Source organism: Streptomyces capillispiralis, from assembly GCF_007829875.1.
In the GTDB taxonomy this organism is placed as follows: Bacteria; Actinomycetota; Actinomycetes; order Streptomycetales; family Streptomycetaceae; genus Streptomyces; species Streptomyces capillispiralis.
Genome location: NZ_VIWV01000001.1, coordinates 7,949,145 through 7,965,169, shown reverse-complemented (window position 1 = coordinate 7,965,169; position 16,025 = coordinate 7,949,145). Strand labels below are relative to the sequence as shown.

11 protein-coding genes are annotated in these 16,025 nt (G+C 71.6%); 4 read left to right on the top strand and 7 right to left on the bottom strand.

The window, feature by feature from the left end; all coding sequences use genetic code 11:
* Nucleotides 1-56: 56 nt before the first annotated feature.
* The 5 genes from FHX78_RS34740 to FHX78_RS34720 all read right to left on the bottom strand — a co-directional run bounded on the left by FHX78_RS34740 (nucleotide 57) and on the right by FHX78_RS34720 (nucleotide 8,158).
* The gene (locus tag FHX78_RS34740; protein ID WP_167531927.1) at nucleotides 57-1,643 is read right to left on the bottom strand and encodes an aspartate aminotransferase family protein; all 1,587 of its coding nucleotides are present in this window, start codon (nucleotides 1,641-1,643) and stop codon (nucleotides 57-59) included.
* A 229-nt stretch (nucleotides 1,644-1,872) separates the two neighbouring features.
* On the bottom strand, nucleotides 1,873-4,149 hold the full coding sequence (locus FHX78_RS38010; protein WP_145871325.1) for an ATP-binding protein: 2,277 nt from the start codon (nucleotides 4,147-4,149) through the stop codon (nucleotides 1,873-1,875).
* 343 nt (nucleotides 4,150-4,492) lie between these two features.
* The gene (locus FHX78_RS34730) at nucleotides 4,493-5,365 is read right to left on the bottom strand and encodes an AfsR/SARP family transcriptional regulator (protein WP_145871324.1); all 873 of its coding nucleotides are present in this window, start codon (nucleotides 5,363-5,365) and stop codon (nucleotides 4,493-4,495) included.
* 216 nt (nucleotides 5,366-5,581) lie between these two features.
* Nucleotides 5,582-6,760, bottom strand: a complete 1,179-nt coding sequence (locus FHX78_RS34725) for an IS701 family transposase (protein ID WP_145871322.1) — start codon at nucleotides 6,758-6,760, stop codon at nucleotides 5,582-5,584.
* A gap of 615 nt (nucleotides 6,761-7,375) precedes the next feature.
* On the bottom strand, nucleotides 7,376-8,158 hold the full coding sequence (locus tag FHX78_RS34720) for a thioesterase II family protein (protein ID WP_145871320.1): 783 nt from the start codon (nucleotides 8,156-8,158) through the stop codon (nucleotides 7,376-7,378).
* A 266-nt stretch (nucleotides 8,159-8,424) separates the two neighbouring features.
* Between FHX78_RS34720 and FHX78_RS34715 the strand changes: the two genes are divergently transcribed.
* Complete coding sequence (locus FHX78_RS34715) at nucleotides 8,425-9,603, top strand: acyl-CoA dehydrogenase family protein (RefSeq protein ID WP_145871318.1); 1,179 nt, start codon at nucleotides 8,425-8,427, stop codon at nucleotides 9,601-9,603.
* A 332-nt stretch (nucleotides 9,604-9,935) separates the two neighbouring features.
* Nucleotides 9,936-10,868 carry a ScbA/BarX family gamma-butyrolactone biosynthesis protein gene (locus FHX78_RS34710; protein ID WP_229924225.1) on the top strand — a complete coding sequence of 311 codons (933 nt, stop codon included), beginning with the start codon at nucleotides 9,936-9,938 and terminating at the stop codon, nucleotides 10,866-10,868.
* Nucleotides 10,869-11,338: 470 nt separating this feature from the next.
* On the opposite strand, the gene FHX78_RS34705 is transcribed toward FHX78_RS34710, so the two are convergent.
* The gene (locus FHX78_RS34705; protein WP_145871314.1) at nucleotides 11,339-12,247 is read right to left on the bottom strand and encodes a quinone oxidoreductase family protein; all 909 of its coding nucleotides are present in this window, start codon (nucleotides 12,245-12,247) and stop codon (nucleotides 11,339-11,341) included.
* Nucleotides 12,248-12,433: 186 nt separating this feature from the next.
* Here FHX78_RS34705 and FHX78_RS34700 point away from each other — a divergent pair, with 186 nt between their 5' ends.
* Both FHX78_RS34700 and FHX78_RS34695 read left to right on the top strand, forming a co-directional pair.
* A complete protein-coding gene (locus FHX78_RS34700) occupies nucleotides 12,434-13,150 on the top strand; it encodes a ScbR family autoregulator-binding transcription factor (RefSeq protein WP_145871312.1) in 717 nt (238 codons plus the stop codon).
* Between the two features lie 123 nt (nucleotides 13,151-13,273).
* Nucleotides 13,274-13,951 (top strand): ScbR family autoregulator-binding transcription factor, encoded by a 678-nt coding sequence (locus FHX78_RS34695; protein ID WP_145871310.1) that lies wholly within the window; start codon nucleotides 13,274-13,276, stop codon nucleotides 13,949-13,951.
* A 140-nt stretch (nucleotides 13,952-14,091) separates the two neighbouring features.
* Here the strand turns inward: FHX78_RS34695 and FHX78_RS34690 are convergent, their stop codons facing one another.
* Nucleotides 14,092-15,903, bottom strand: coding sequence for an acyl-CoA dehydrogenase family protein (locus FHX78_RS34690; protein ID WP_145871308.1), 1,812 nt, complete (start codon nucleotides 15,901-15,903; stop codon nucleotides 14,092-14,094).
* Between the last annotated feature and the right edge of the window lie 122 nt (nucleotides 15,904-16,025).

Here is a 16,025-nt window from a genome sequence, read left to right as displayed (position 1 = left end):
TGTCCGGGGCGGGGGGACGCCGCCGGAGCGAGGCGAACGGGGTGGGGCGGGTGGGGTCAGGAGGACGACAGGACCAGCCGCTCCCCGGCCTGTTCCCGGAGGATGACGCAGACGTCGGTGAGGGCCTCCTCCAGCCGTCCGATCTCCTCGTCGGTGAGCAGCACCGACGGCTCGAAGCGCAGGGTGTTGACGGCGCTCGCGGTGGGGAACGTGCGGATGGAGTGCCGGTTCAGCAGGTGACCGGCGATGACGTAGCCGAAGAGTCCGCCGCCGGCCGCCTCCCGGATCGCCGGGTGCTCGGCCTCCGACTGGTCGTGGAACTCGAAGCCGAGCATCAGGCCCCGGCCCCGCACCTCCTTGACCACGTCCGGGAACGAGGTGCGGACCTTCTCCAGCATGGTCTGCAGCGCGGTGCCGCGCTCGGTGGCCTGCCGGAAGGCCCGGCCGCCGTCCCGGTCCAGCATCTCGAGGACCTTGAGCGCGATGTGGCAGGAGAAGGCGTCCTTGGCGAAGGTCGAGCTGTGCACCAGCTCGAACTGCGCACGGTAGCGGGTCTCGCGCACGAGCATCACGGAGGCCTTGGCGAGACCACCGCCCAGGGACTTGGCGAGCGCGAAGTAGTCGCCGCGCAGGCCCATCTGCGAGCTGGCGAGGAGGCTGCCGGTGCGGCCGAGGCCGCTCTGGATCTCGTCGATGACGAGCGGGCAGTCGTGGGCGTCGGCGAACTCCTGGATGATCCGGGCGTCCTGGTCGGACAGCGGCTGGATGCCGCCCTCGCCCTGGACCGGCTCCAGCAGGAAGGCGCCGAAGACGGGGTGTTCGCGCTCGACGACACGGACCTCCCCGTTGTCGACGTCGAGGCCCAGCAGCACGCCGCGCTCCTCCGCCCGGACCCGCTCCAGCGCCTCGGCGCTGCCCCGCGGCACGAACCGGGCCCGGACGCCGAGGGCGGCGAACGGGGTGCGGTAGGCCTCGTTGTGGGTGAGCTGGACGCTGCCCATGAGCTTGCCGTGGAAGCCGCCCTCCAGGGCGAGGAACACCGGCTCCCTGGCGGCGCGTTCCCCGTTCCTGCGGGTGATCTCCTCGATCACGGGCGCCAGCGGGTCGCCCGCCGGGCGCGCGGTCCCCAGGTGCGCGTACACGGCGTCGGGGACGGTCGCGGAGCCGTCGGCCACGGCGGCGCGGGCCCGCTCCGTCCCGCCCGCGAGCTCCTCCAGGGCTTCGCCCTGGCGCAGTACGCGGTCCAGTTCGGCGTGCTTGACCGCGGCCTCGATCGCCTCCGCGCCGCTGTTGGCGAAGGTGGCGTAGTACGGCTCGTCGACGCCGAGTTCCCGGTGGATGATCCGGTTGAGCTCGGCGGCGAGCCGGGTGGCGTAGGGGTGGGCGGAGAACTGGGCGTGCACCGGCACGCTCCCGTCCAGCAGTTCCCTGGCCCGGGCCACGATCTCGGGGTTGTTGTGTCCGAAGATCAGCGAACCGTATCCGCCGGCGTAGTCGAGGACGGGGGTCTCCCGCCCGTTCGCGTCGCGGCGATAGAGCGTGTTTCCTTCACCCCGTACGTACTCGACATCGAGGCCGGCCGAGGCCAGCAGGCCGCGCAGATACGGCTCGGCGAGCTCCACGACCGCGGATTCGGGATTCATGTCCAGCTCCTTTTCAGCGCGGAATGCGCGTTCACCGGCAGACCGTGCCGATATTCTCTTCCGGGTGTTCCAGCGGTCGGTCACGCCATGGCCATCCCATGAATTGCGGAAATGATGGGCGGCCGGTTACCCGCTGGTGAGTTCCGGGGTGTGGGGCTCCCTGGTCCCAGGTCCCGGGTCTCACCTCTCGGGTCCCGGGTCCCAGGTCTCGGGTCTCAGGTCTCGGGTCTCAGGTGAGGGTCCGCGCGTCCTCGCTTCCGTCGGCCGACAGCAGCAGGCGGACGAGCTGCTCGTTGGTGACGCGTTCGGGGCGGTCCAGGGTGACCGTCGTGGCGTGGCTCTTGCCCCCGGCCCAGCCCGGCCTTCTCAGCAGGAGTTCCGGACCGGCGCCGACGACCACGCACAGCGGACCCGATCCGGCGGTCTCCGCCAGTTTCTCCACGGCGTCGAGTACGGCGTCGGGCGCGCGGTGGAGGTCGTCGATGCACAGGACGAGCGGTTCCTCGCAGGCCGCCTGCTGGAACAGCTGGGCCCAGGCGCTCATGGTCTCGGTGAGGGGCGGCCCTCCGAAGCGGTCGTCGACACCGATGCCGGCGGTGGTCACCAGCGGGCGGAGCCGGGAGACCAGCAGGGCGCAGGCCCGTTCGCTGGGGAAGAGCCTCCTGACCGTGCGGGTGAGGGCGGCCGTCGCGTCCTCCCCGGGGGCCGCGCCGCAGTAGGCGGCGAGGATCTGGGCGGCCAGCCGGAGCCGGTGGCCGTCCTCGCCCGCCGCCGGGATCCGTCCGGTCAGGATGCGCGGCGCGTCGGCCTGGGCCGCCACCCAGCGCTCGAAGTCGCGCAGCAGCCGGGTCTTGCCGGTGCCGCGCTCCCCCAGCACCGTGACCAGGTGGGGTACGCCCCGGTGCCGGGTGCGCCGGACCAGCCCGCGCAGGATGTCCTGCTCGTACATCTCGGCGCCGCCTTCCTCGGCGTACCCCTCGTCGCGTGCCTCCAGCGCCTCCCAGCTGCCGGAGGCGGGGTCGGGCAGGCGGTAGCGCACGGCGTGCTCGCTGGCCCGCCGGACGGGGTCGGTGACCCGCACCTGCCCGGCCGGGACCTCGGAGAGCTGCGCCTGGGATTCGTCCAGGACGGCACCGATGACCTTGGGGGTGTCCTCGTTGCTGCGGTGGCGCAGCAGGACCTCTCCGGTGGTGACGGCGCACTGCACGGCCAGCCGTGGCGCGTCCGGGTCGCCGTCGGCCGGGGCGTCGAGGAGGTCGCGGATGGCGAGTGCCGCGAGGACGGCCTGCCGGGCGTCGTCGTCGCCGGGCCCGTCCAGTCCGAACACGGCCAGGGACATCGAGCCGATGGAGGCCGTCACGGTGCCGCCGAACCGCTCGACCTGTTCCGTGACCAGGTGGCAGGCGCTTTCCAGGAGGGCGTCGACGTCCTTGGCGGCCACGTCGGCGAGGGTCGGGGCGAGCCGGGCGCGCACGGACATCGCGCAGACCTTGCGGCGCGTGGAGTCGGGGCGCCGTTCGAATCCGGCCGGTTCGGAGGTGCGCTGTTCCGGCATGGTGATGCCGTCCGCCGGGGCGACCCGGGGCTCGTAGGACCGCGGGTCCCGGGGTTCCGGGGACATGGCGGGAGCGGGGGCGACGGCGGGGGCGACGGGGTGGGCAGGGGCGGCCGGCACGGTGGGGCCGACGCGGATCTCGGGCCGTGCGGTGAACGGGTCGGGCGTTCCGGGGCGGGCGAGGGACAGGGCCGGGTCCTGGACGAGGATGGCCTGCTGGAGCTGCTGCAGGCCCCGGCCGGGCTCCAGGCCCAGGCTTTCGACGAGCACGGCCCGGACCCGGCTGTAGACGTTGAGGGCGTCCACCTGGCGTCCGCAGCGGTACAGGGCCAGCATGAGCTGGCCGCACGACCGCTCGCGCAGCGGTTCGTTCTGCACCATCCGTTCCAGTTCGGCGAGGACCAGGTGGTGGTTGCCGCAGGCGAGCTGCGCGTCGAAGTAGTCCTCCATGACGTCGAGCCGGGTGTTCTCGATCGTGGCCAGTTCGGGCCACTGGATGCCGCCCTCCACCAGGTCCGCGAGGGCCGGTCCGCGCCACAGCGCGAGGGCGTCGCGCAGGAGCGCGGAGGCGGACTCCGCGGCGCCGCGCGCGAGTTGTTCCCTGCCCTGCATGACCCACTTGTGGAACAGCTGGAGGTCGACCCGTTCGGGGTCCACCCGCATCATGTAGCCGGGCGGCTGGGTGAGCAGGGCGGCGGCGCCCGGGTCTCCCTCGGCCCGTCCGGCGGCCAGGATGTTGCGCAGGCCGTAGACCGCGTTCTGGAGAATCTTGCGTGCCGTGGCGGGGACGTCGTCGTAACCCCACAGCGCGTTCATGAGGTGGCTGGTGGCCACCACCTTGTTCGTCTGGAGCAGGAGGAAACCGAGAGTGGCGCGCTGTTTGGTGCCGCCGAGGGGCATCTGCTCGCCATGGTCGACAACTTCTATCGGACCCAGCATTCGGAACTGCATGACTCGCCCAACTCCATCCCCGTAAAGGCGGGATACACGGGCGGACGCGGAGTGGTCGATCCACGGGAACCGCCCGGATCCGTCAAGATCCGTCACCATCGTGCAGGGCCGTGGTCCAAGATCACACAAATCTCGGGCACATGCCTCCGGCCCGTGCCACACCGTTGTGGGAGGGAGCCGCGTTCGCGTTCACGAAGGTCACCGCCTGTTCGTGTACCGGTGTGACAACGCCCGGCGGTTCCGGCGTTCACCGTGTGTGTGGTCGGCAGGGAGACGCGTCACCACCGCCGCCGAGCCGTCGTCGCGGGCCGGCGCGGCGGATGCGTTGTGACGCCCGGTGCGGTCAGCCGAAGCAGGCGGCCGCGGTCGGACGCGGCCTCTTCGACGGGACGGGCGACAGGCGCCGCCGCGTCGTCTCCGGTGTCTCCAGGCGGCGGTGGGGCCCGGACGGTTCCTCGCCGCCGGACGAGCCGAGGATCTCGGCCTGGAGCCGCCGCAGATCCTCGGACGGTTCCAGTCCGAGTTCCTTCTGGAGGATGCCGTAGAGCGCGTGGTACGCCTGGAGCGCCTCGCTTCTGCGGCCCGCGTGGTGCAGGGCCGAGATGAGCTGCCCGTGGAACCACTCGTGCAGCGGGAACTCCTCGACCAGGGCCCGTAGATCGGGCAGCAGGTCGCGTTGTCTGCCGAGTCTGCTCTCGATCTCGATGCGCAGTTCGAGGGCGTTGATCCGCAGTTCCTCGACGCGGGCGATCCGGCCGGCGAGCACGGTGCCGACCGGCACGCCGCTCAGGACCGGGCCGCGCCACAGGGCGAGGGCGCGGTTCACCTCGTGGGCCGCTCGCTCCAGTTGGCCGCTCCGGGATTCCCAGCGTGCCTGCCGCAGGTGCTGTTCGAAACTGCTGACGTCGACCTCGTCGTCGTTGACCCGGAACTCGTACCCGGGTGCTCTGGCGACCAGCAGGTTCCGGCCGGCGGCGGTGACTCTCTCCTCCTGGAACATGCGGCGGGCGTGGTAGACGTGCGTCTGCAGTGTCTTGGCCGCGCTGCGCGGGGGGTTCTGCCCCCACAGTTCCTGTATCAGTACGGTGGTGGGCACGGCCTCGCGCGGCTGGAGCGCGAGGACCGCGAGCATCCGGCCGATCTTCGGTGCGTTGGGGGCGTGTTCCCTGCCGTCGTCGGTGATGACTTGGAGCGGGCCGATCAGGTTCAACCGCACTGTGCGTACTCCTGTTCCAGGCGTTCGAGCTCGCGTTGGTGCGTCGCCCACCGTGGTCGTGGAGGGGTGGGCGGCGTTCGTGGACAGCCCGCGGACGTCGCGGGGACGTCGTGCCCCCGCGATGCGCCACGCGGACCAGTCGGCCGGGGAGGTCAGTCCCCGGTTCGCGCACGTGGTCGGCGGGTGGACTGGGGTGGTGGCGCGTCGGGCACCGTGTCACGCGGCCTTGCAGGCAGCGGTGGCACAGGGTGAGGGCTCGGTGGCGAGCACGGTGGCGAAGTGGGCGATCGAGGCGAGGGTGATGTGCCGGTGCCAGCCGGAGAAGGAGCGCCCGGCGAAGTCCCGCAGCCCGACCCGGTCGCCGATGTCGACGGCGTCCCGGGCGACGAGGTCGCTGAGCCGCGTCAGCCGCAGGAGCGCGGACGCGGCGACGCCGGTGGCGTTGGTCAGCCACAGCCGGTCCGCACCGCCGCCCGGCGCGCCCCCCTCCCCCATCAGGCGCAGGCCGCGCAGCGCGCCGCCGTGTACGGAGGCGGGGGCCACCACCGGGATCACCGAGGCGGTGGGCCGGTCCGGTCCCGGACCGGCGGGGGTGCGCATCCGGCCGAGGTGGGCGACCAGTTCGCCGGCGCCACGTTCACGTGCGCCGTACGCGGGCAGGACGGACCTGTCGACGCTCAGCCGGGTGGCCGGTTCGGTGCGGATGACGAACTGGTGCCCGTCGGCCCCCAGGCGGCGGGCGATCGCCACGGCGTCCGCTCCCCGCGCGTCGACGATCACTGGCCTGTTCCGCGGGCCGGCGCCCCGGGCCGCCTGGGCCGTCGCCTCGCGGACGCACTCCTCCAGACAGTCCGCCCGGACGCCGGCGGGGATGCGGGCCCTGCTCCGGAGGGGTTCCTCCCGCCACCGCCGGGGCAGGACGAGCTGCCATTCGACCGGTACGGCGGATCGCTCGGAGGCCAGCCAAACCCCCACCGCCTGCTGGCCGTTGACGGCCCGTCCCAGGTGTGGCACGAACTGGAGGTCGACTCCGATCGAGTGGGCCCCGGCCTTGGGAATGACCATGGGCCGGACGACCCACGCGTCGTGTCCGAGCAGCATCCGCGCCTGCCGGGCGAGGGCGTGGCGGAGCGGTGCCCACTCCCACAGGGATTCGCTGATGAAGTGGTGCAGGCTCTGCTGTGCCGCGGGGCCGCCCAGGTGTGCCGCGATGTGCCCCAGCGTCTTGCGGCCGGGCGTTTCGAGCAGCCCCTTCACATAGTGTTCCGCCTTCTGCCGCTGGCCACTGCGGCGCAGCGAGGCGAAGAGTTCCGATTCGGCCTCCGGGACGAGACCGTATGGGCACTCGTCGGCGTCCCCCCTCGACGATCGACGCTGCTCTACGTCTGCTTCCACCGACTTCCCCCCTGGCGACAAGCCCTCTGCTCACTCCAAAATAAACCAATCGATCGGTTTTTTCAGCAGAACCAGAGGTGACGCCGCCTCAACTTCCGTTCGACACTTATGAACGTCCGTCCTGGCGCGAGGCGGACCCGTCCACTCCTGCCGTGCGGCCGTCAGGTCCGGACCATGCGCCCGTCGCAACCATACCAACCGTTCGATTTTTCAACAGTGGACCAGAGGTCTGCCCCGATCGGTGGTGACGGGGTGAACGCAAGCAGGCCGAAGGGCCGCTGCGGACGGGGGCGTTCGTCCGCGCGAGAAGGTGAAGTCGCTGGTCAGCAAGGGCGCCGGGGGCCTGGAGCGCTCCCGGGGGCGCGCGGTGACGGTCCTGCCGACGGCCGCGGCGGGCATGGCGACGGGGGGCATACCGAGGGGTGGAATCAACGTGCCTGCGGTCAAGCCGGGTTGACGGCTCCGCGTGGGCCCGCGGGCCGGGTCACGGCTCCGGGTGTCACGGCAGGGGTGGACACGGGCGGGCGGGCGCGCCGGCCCGTACCGGCCGGCGCGCCCGCTGCGTCGGGACCGTGCGGAGGGACCGGCGGGCCGTGTCGCCCCCGCACGGCGCGGTCAGCCCACGGCCGCCGCGTTCCGCTTCCCGTCCCGGCCCAGGGCGGCGGTGACCACGCGGGCCACCTCCTTGGTCCTGGCGTCGAGATAGAAGTGACCGCCTTCGAACACCTCCATGTCGGTGGGGGCCGTGGTGAACCCCTTCCACCCCGCCGCCGCGGTGACCGGCACCACCGGGTCGGCGTCGCCGATCAGCACCGTGAAGGGGACGTCCAGGGCGGGGCGCGGCGTCCAGACGTACGAGCCGAGCGCACGGTAGTCGGCCCGGAGGGTGGGCATCACCATGGCCAGGACGTCCGGGTCGTCGAAGACCCCGTTGGCCGTTCCGCCCAGTTTGCGGACCATGGCCAGGACGTCGGCGTCGGTGCGCAGCCGGTCGTGCGCGTACGGCGTCGTCGAGGGGGCGCCGCGGCCGGACAGGAAGAGCCGCTCCGGGCCCGGCTCCCCCCGCTCGGCCAGGCGCAGGGCGACCTCGTGCGCGATGATCGCCCCCATGCTGTGCCCGAAGAACGCGTAGGGCGCCTTCACTTCGCGCCGCACCTCGTCCGCGAGGGCGTCCGCGAGGAGCCCGATACCGGCCAGCGGCTCCTCGTTGCGACGGTCCTGACGGCCGGGGTACTGCACCGCCACGACCTCGATCCCGGGCATGGCCTCGCGCGCCAGCCGGAGGAACGCGCTGGCGGCGCCGCCCGCGTGCGGGAAGCAGACCAGTCTCAGCGCACCTCCGGCGGCGGGAGCCCCCTGGGAGTCGGGGACGAACCTGCGGAACCACTCACCACTCATGTCGCTCCTCCACTCGGCGCCCCGGCGGTTCCCGTGAACCGCTGCGGGGCGGGGACGTCGCCATGATGGGGCGGGGCGGTCAAAGCTCGCCCAAACACCCGCTGCCACGGCGTCAGCTCCGTCCGCGGGCGGCCCGGACGGCGGAGATCATGCGATTACCGCCCAGTGACAGCGTGTTACCCGGCTGCCGCCGGACGGGCGTTACGGTCGGCCGCGCACCGTTCCGACGGTGAAGAGCAGGCACACGATCGACGCCAGGAGGCGCCATGTCCCCGCATGAACCCGATTTCGACTCCGTACTGGAGGCGGTGCGAGTGATCGTGCCCACGCTCCGGGAGAACGGGCTGGAGGCCGAGGACCGGCGCTGGATCCCGGACGAGAACATCGAACTGCTGGAGAAGGCGGGCGTCTTCCGGATCGCCGTGCCGCGCAGGTTCGGCGGGCTCGACCTGTCCCTGCCGCAGCAGTACGCGATCCTCTCCGAGATCGCCCGGGGCTGCGCCTCGACCGGCTGGGTGGCCGTGGCCTGGGTCTCCACCGCCTGGCTGGCCACGCTCTACCCGGACGTGACGCAGGAGGAGATCTTCGCCACCGGGCAGGTCCGGATCTCCGGCGCCTTCACCGCGGGCAACAGCACGCTGGTCGCCACCGAGGGCGGTTACCTCCTCAACGGCACCTGGCGGTTCAACACCGGCTGCCGCGGCGCGGACTGGGACCTGGTCGCCGCCACGGTGACGCTGCCCGACGGAACCGTCGACGAGGCGTACGCCCTCGTCCCGATGTCGGAACTGTCGATCGCGGACGACTGGCACGTCTCCGCCACCATCGGCACCGGCAGCTCCACGACGACCGCCCGTGACGTGTTCGTGCCCGCGCACCGGCTGGTCACCGTGGGCGAGGCGCTCACCGGCACCGCCGAGGGCCGCTCCAACTCCGGTGCCACCGGCCGTGACTACGGTCTGCTGAGCATGGTCATCTCCGAGTCGGTGGCGATCTACCTCGGTGCCGCCAAGGGGGCCTACGAGACGTTCGTCGAGGGCCTGCGCCGGCCCATCGCCTACACCACCTGGGAGGACCAGCGCGAACACCCGCTCACGCAGCACCAGGTGGCCGTGGCGGAGAACCGGATCGCCGCCGCGGAGGCCCTGTTCGAGGGTCAGCTGACGCTGCTGCAGGAGCGCGCCGACGTCGGTGAGCCGCTCACCGACACGGAGAAGGCGACGGTGCGCGGCCGGGCCGGTCACGCGATCCAGCTGGTGAACGAGGCCGTCGACGCGCTCAACTCGGTCAGCTCCGCGTCCTCCCTGGCCCGCAAGGGTCACTTCCGGCGCTACCGCCGCGACATCGAGGCGCTGTCCCTCCACGGTCTGATGAACCCGAACATGAGCCTGGAGGTGCACGGCAGGGTCCTGGTGGGGCTCGACCCCGGGACGCCCTACCTCTAGACCCTCGAACGGCCCCCGCGCGGCCTTCGACCGGGACCCTCCACTGGGCCCCGTACCGGTTCGCTCCACGCCGGTGCGGGGCCCAGTTGTGTACGGTCCGGATGTCCTCCGTCCTCTTTGCTCGGCTCCCCGACGCCTCGCCTCCGGTGCGGTGGCAGCCGTTCCACCACCGGACTTCCCGGGGCGCGGTCCGTTCTTTGCCCTTCGCAAAAGCAGCGTATGACGCGGTCTTTGACATTCCTTGATAAAAGAACCGATGGATCGGTATGTTCATCCAGTCGAGCGCGAGTTCGACGATGGCTAAGCCGACCACTGAGTCATCTGGGGGTTCCGTGTCCGATACCACCGCACGCCCGCGTACCGCGGGCCGCCGCCACGTCGACGCCCCTCCCGGCGCCGACCACCACAGACGGGTGGCCAAGGAGCTCGTTCATCTGAGAGACCCGCAGCGCGTACTGATCACCGACTGGAGGCACACCGGCCCCGACACCTTCCTCCTGCGTGCCCAGTGGCCCACCCACTCGGGCTCCTGGGCGTACGACCCCCGTCTCCTCACCCAGACGATCCGGCAGGCCGGGCTGACCATCGCGCACGCCGAGTACCAGGTGCCGCTCACGCACCAGACGACGCTGCGGGAGTTCCACTACACCGTGGACCCGGATTTCCGGGTCCACCCGGGCGAGGCCCCCCTCTTCGAGGTGGAGGTCGCGATTCCGGGTCATGGACAAACCGGTCGGACGGCACGTTCATTACCGATGACCATGCGGATCTTCCGTGAGGGGGTCCCGGTGGCCGGCTCCCAGTCGGACTTCGGCTGGATATCCCCGGCCGCGTACCGCCGGCTGCGCGGTGAGCACCTCACCGTCGACTGGGGGAACTGGCCACTGCCGGCGCCGGTCGACCCGGCGTCGGTCGGCCGCGCCGCCGCCTCGGACGTCGTGCTCTGCCCGACCGGTGACCCCCTGCGCTGGCTCCTGCGCAGCGACATCGCCAACACCCACCTCCTGGACCACCCCGTCGACCACGTGCCCGGCCTCGGCCTGATCGAGGCCGCCGTCCAGGCCGCCGAAGCCACCGTCCGGCCGGGCATTCTCCACCTCACCGCCCTCGACGCCGAGTTCGAACGTTACGTCGAGTTCGACACGGTGTGCCGGATCGAGGCCGAGCCACTGCGGAAGGGCCCCGACACCGTGCTCGTCCGGGTCACCGGGACCCAGTCCGGACACACCGCCTTCCGCAGCGAACTCACCGGCACCCTTCGGTGACCATCCGGCTGCATGCCACGGCCGCACCGGCCTGAAACATATTCAGCGATATTTTCCGGGGTCGACGCCCTCCTCGCACACGGCCACCCGCACGCCGTCATGACGGGCGACAGGACCATCCCTTCCGCCCGCCCGCCGGCCTCGGTGTGGCAGTCCCGCCCATGTCGAGGCCCGGCACTCGCAGGAGTGCCGGGCCTCGACCGGCAGGCTGCCCCCGAGGCGAACTCACCGACCCGTCGGCCGAGTTGGCCGCCGCCACCCCCGCCGCCCTGAGCACCCCGCTCCCCGCCCGGCCCTCGCGCGGCCCCGGGCAACGGGCGCCGGAAGTCTCCGCGCGCCCATCGCGGGGTAACTCCTGCGGACCGGTGATCCGGGCGCGAAACACCGGTCCGCCCGCGGCGCCCACCCCTGCGGAACGAGGGCGTCCGGCTCGATCACCGGCCGGAAACATATCGAAAAGGCATCACTGCTCAGGGGATCAGGACCACCTTGCCGGTGGTGCGCCGCGCCAGCAGGTCCTCGTGTGCGCGCCGCGCCTCGGCCAGCGGGTAACTGGCGCCCGTGACGGGCCTCAGACGTCCCTCGGCGACCATCGTGAACAGTTCCTTCAGCGGGCCGCTCGTCGCGCCGGGTGCCGTCAGCGCGTGCCGCAGCCGGAAGCCGACGACGGACGCGCCGAGCCGGTGGAGCAGTGCGGGATCGACCGGCGGGAAGTCCTCACGTGAGGCGTTGCCATAGGTGACCAGCCGGCCGAAGGGGGCCAGCGAGCCCAGCGCGGCCGCGAAGAGGGGCCCGCCGCCCGCGTCGAGGACCACGTCGGCCCCGCGCTCCAGGGGGTATGCGACGACCGCGTCCGCGCCGAGCCGCAGGGCGAGTTCCGCCTTGTCCGGGGAGGACGCCTGGGCGAGCACCAGGCCCGCGCCGAACTCCCTGGCCAGCTGGACGGCGAGACTGCCGACGCCGCCCGCCGCGGCGTGCACGACGACGGTCTCGCCCTCCCGCAGCCGGGCCGCGGTCCGCAGCAGGTGCCAGGCCGTGAGCCCCTGCATCGGCAGCGCCAGGGCCTCGGCCGCCGGTACCTCCTCGGTAATTTCCACCACCGCGGACTGTCTGGCGGCCACCTGCTGGGCGTACCCTCCGGTCACCCGGGCCAGCACCCGCCTCCCGTCGGGGGTGCGCCCGACGACCTCGGAGCCCGGGACGAACGGAAGGCTGTCGGCGATCGGATAGGAACCGTCGGTCTGGTGTGTGTCGGCGAAGTTGACGCCTGCCGCCTCCACCGTGATCAGAACTTCCTCCGGTCCCGGGACCGGAGGGGGAAGCTCGACGGGGGTGAGAACCTCGGGACCACCGAAACAATCGAACTGGATAGCGAGCATGAGGCATGGTATCCTCCCCGCCCTTTGTGATCCAGTGAGCAATGGACCAGCAAATCCGCCCCGGTTCGGGACTGTTACGGAGTCAACTGGGGCCGAAGAAGAAACCTTACGTTCGGTTTGTTAGCGTGACCCAGTGTGTGCGCATGCATGCATCGGGCTCACCATTCATCACCCGGAGCTGCGAGGATGGCCAAGCAGGACCGTGCGGTACGCACGAGGCAGGAGCTGATCTGTTCGGCGGCCGAGGTCTTCGACCGACGAGGATTCATGTCCGCGTCCCTCGCGGACATCAGCACCGGGGCCGGCGTGAGTACCGGCGCGCTCAACTTCCACTTCAGCAGTAAGAAGGAGCTGGGGGAGACCGTACAGGCGGCGGCCGAGGAGAGCCTGCGGTACATCACGACCGCCTGCACCGAATCGCGGCCCGCCCCCCTGCAGACCCTCATCGACGCCACGCACGTCCTGGCCACGCAGTTCGAGGAGAACGTGGTGCTGCGCGCCGGACTCGGCCTCGACAACGACGCGGCCTGGGACGGCGGCGCCGAGCTGTGGCTCAAGTGGCGCGGCTGGGTACGGGGCATGCTGACCATCGCCGAGTACGAGGGGAACCTGGCCCCCGGGGTGCTGCCGGACGACGCCTGCGCCACCATCATGGCGATCGTCATGGGCCTGGAGACCCTCGGGCGCAAGGACCACGCCCTGTGTTCCCGGCGCGTGGTGACACGTTTCTGGAAGATGATGCTGCCCGGCCTCGCCTCGGAGGAGACGCGGGCCAAGCTCGAGGCCGGAGGGTCCGAGAGCGTGGCCCGCTGGGACGAGCACATGCGGAACGCGGACGGCGTGGTGGGGCGCCTGACCGTGAAGGGCTGCACCGGCTGCACCGGCTGCGCCGAGGAGCCGTGACCGCCCGGGAGGACCGCGGGACCGGGTGCGGACGCGCCGGTGGGCGGGATTATTCTGAAGCTTCACATACCGATCCGTTGGTCCTTTCACCTCGAAGGAGACCCCTGGAAAACAAGGAGTCACGTGGCGAAGCAGGAGAGGGCGGTCCGGACACGCCGGATCTTCCTGGAGGCCGCGGCAGAGGTCTTCGACGAGTACGGCTACGACGCCGCGTCCATCTCCGTGATCCTCGAACGCGCGCAACTCACCCGGGGCGCGCTGTACTTCCACTTCACGTCGAAGGAGGCGCTCGCCCAGGGCGTGCTCGACGAGGCGGTGACCACACTGGGGTTCAGCCCGCAGACGTACAAGGTGCAGGAGTGGATCGACCTCGCGCTGCTCCTGGCCTACCGTCTCCCCCGTGAGCCCCTGCTGAGCGCGTCGATCCGGCTCTCCGTCGACCCCAAGTCCCGGTCGCTGTTCAGCACGCGCTGGCCCGACTGGATCCAGCTGAGTCTGGACCTGCTCGCCACCGCCAAGGAGCGGGGCGAACTCCAGCAGCACGCCGACCCCGCCACCATCGCCCGGCTGCTCGTCGGGGCGTGGACGGGCGTTCAACTGGTGAGCAGTTCCCTGCCGCAGCAACCGGACCTGGTGGGCGAGGTCTCGGAGCTCTTCGCCCTGATCCTGCCCGGCATCACCGTTCCCGCGGTGCTGACGAAGCTGGACATCTCACCGCGGCGGCCCGAGCGGCTGCTGGCCGAAGCGCGCCCCGAGCAGGACTCCCCCGCGCTCCACGAGGGCTCCGCTCCCCGGTCCTGAGCAGGCGGCGGCGGCCGGCCCGTCCTCGTCGCCGAGGCCGCCGAACCCCGACCTCCCGGTACAGCGGTGCGCCCTTGACCGGACGCAGCCTCGCCGTGCGGCCTGCGTCCAGCCGAAGTCCCCCGTGCGCGTCGGTTCCGCTACGCCGGCACGAGTTCCGCCGCGTCCGCGGTCTGCAGCACGGGGTGGCCCTCCAGCAGTTCCTCCGGTACGTCGAACCCCGCCACCAGCGTCAGTGCGTGGGGCTCCAGTGCCATGACTACGTTGTCAATGGCGTCGGGCAGGTGCTGCACCTGTTCGGCGGTGATCCGCCCCTGGGCCAGCAGGTCACCGCTGTGCGCGGCGATCCGGCGCAGGGCGAACAGCCGGTGCAGGTCGGTGAGCAGACTCCGGCTCTGCGCGCCGCCGGCCTCGGCGGCCGCCGCGGACAGTGCCTGGCCGGCCAGGCGGTGGGCGTGCGCGTCGACGAGCTGGAGTGCGGGGGTCACGGTCGCGTTCCAGCGCGCCAGGGGTGAGGGTGCCCGGCCGGTGCGCAGGCGGGCACGGGCCCGCTCGTGCCATATCCGCTCGATGTCCCCGAGGAGGTCCTGCACGTACCGCGGATCGTCCAGCAGGCGCTGCTCGGGCGGGAGTTCGCTGACGGGCTGCGGTGTGAAACCTCCCAGAAGCATCTCCCCGGCGGCCTTGACCCAGATCACCTTGTTGTCGCCCTCGGCGGTGATGGTGCCCTCGTTGGCGGCGAGCTGGCCGGCGATGCCGTTGGCCAGGATCAGGCCCTGGGCGCCGCAGCGTTCGCGGCACTCGGTCATGATGGCCCGGGCCTGCCAGGTGATCCATCCCTTGGCGACGGCGACGAGCCGTTCGTGGTGCTCCCGGTCGTCGTCCGTGGCGTCGGCCCACTGCCGGGTCACGTCGCGCTGGAGCAGGGTGGCCGCGTAGGCCGTGGCCGTGGCCTCCAGGAGCGGGGCGTGGTGGCTGCGGTGGGCGAACAGGGGGACCCTTTGACCGCCGGTCATGCCGGAGGTGTGGCGGTTGTGGGCGTGGCGGACGGCGACGGTCAGGGCGTGCCGGGTGGCGCCGAGGCTGTAGGCGCTCATGCAGAGCTTGCCCATGGTGACGCGGCCGATGGAGCGCAGGAACCGTTTGCGGGGGCTGCCGAGGTCGCTGGTGAACCGGCCGTCACGGGTGAGGCGTCCGTGCTCGCCCTGCAGCAGTGCGCCGTAGGGCAGGGGGACCTGGTGGAAGCTGGTGGCGCAGTGGTCGACGGGGCTGCTGGCGGTCTGCGGGAGCCTGCGTATCTCCACGCCGGGCAGCGGTGTGCCGTGGGCGTCGCTCAGGGGTGTCAGGAACAGGAACACGCCCAGGTCGCGGTCGTCGACGCGGAGGCGTGCGGCGACGACCGCGCTCTTCGCGCCGCCCACCGAACTGGTGTTGGGCATCCACTTGCAGGCGTCCGGGGTGGGGGTGTCGAGGACGAAGCCGCCGGTGTTTCGGTCGAAGGTGCAGGTGGTCTCCATCTGGGCGGCGTCGTTGCCGTGGCCGAGCTCCGTGCACAGGAACGTCCCGACGCGGGACATGTCGAGGTACTCGGTGAGGTCCCGGTCCTGGTGGTCGTGGTCGAGGAGGCTGCCGAGGAACAGGTTGTAGTGGATGCTCGCGCAGGTCGCCATGCCGGCGTCGACGACGCCGGCCCACTCGTGCATCGCGCTGAGCGCCGCCGGATCACCGGCGAACGCCGCGGGGTCGTCGACGGCGTCGTTGACCAGGCGCAGCCGCTCGTACGACAGTTGGATGCGCTCCTCGTGCGTGAGTCCCTCCCGGTAGGAGAACGGTGAGGAGCCGAACAGCCGCTTCCAGGGCTGGTGGAACGTCGCCGCGCGGCTGCCGAACAGGGCGGTGGTCAGGTCGTTCGATAAGCCCTGCTGGGGAGTGGGGAGGTGGTTGTCGATCATAGACGCACAAGCTACCGGCCATGATCACTTCACCACACCATGATCATTGCCACGATTGAGAAGGCCACCGGCGTGGAAAGGGGGCCGTCACCGGCCGCGTGCCGAGGGCACAGGTGTCGCGC

Bases quoted from the DNA above. Each gene is read 5' to 3' on its own strand.
- FHX78_RS34740 (WP_167531927.1), bottom strand. From the start codon at position 1,643: ATGAATCCCGAATCCGCGGTCGTGGAGCTCGCCGAGCCGTATCTGCGC.
- FHX78_RS34720 (WP_145871320.1), bottom strand. From the start codon at position 8,158: ATGAGTGGTGAGTGGTTCCGCAGGTTCGTCCCCGACTCCCAGGGGGCT.
- FHX78_RS34715 (WP_145871318.1), top strand. From the start codon at position 8,425: ATGTCCCCGCATGAACCCGATTTCGACTCCGTACTGGAGGCGGTGCGA.
- FHX78_RS34705 (WP_145871314.1), bottom strand. From the start codon at position 12,247: ATGCTCGCTATCCAGTTCGATTGTTTCGGTGGTCCCGAGGTTCTCACC.
- FHX78_RS34690 (WP_145871308.1), bottom strand. From the start codon at position 15,903: ATGATCGACAACCACCTCCCCACTCCCCAGCAGGGCTTATCGAACGAC.
- FHX78_RS38010 (WP_145871325.1), bottom strand. From the start codon at position 4,149: ATGCAGTTCCGAATGCTGGGTCCGATAGAAGTTGTCGACCATGGCGAG.
- FHX78_RS34700 (WP_145871312.1), top strand. From the start codon at position 12,434: ATGGCCAAGCAGGACCGTGCGGTACGCACGAGGCAGGAGCTGATCTGT.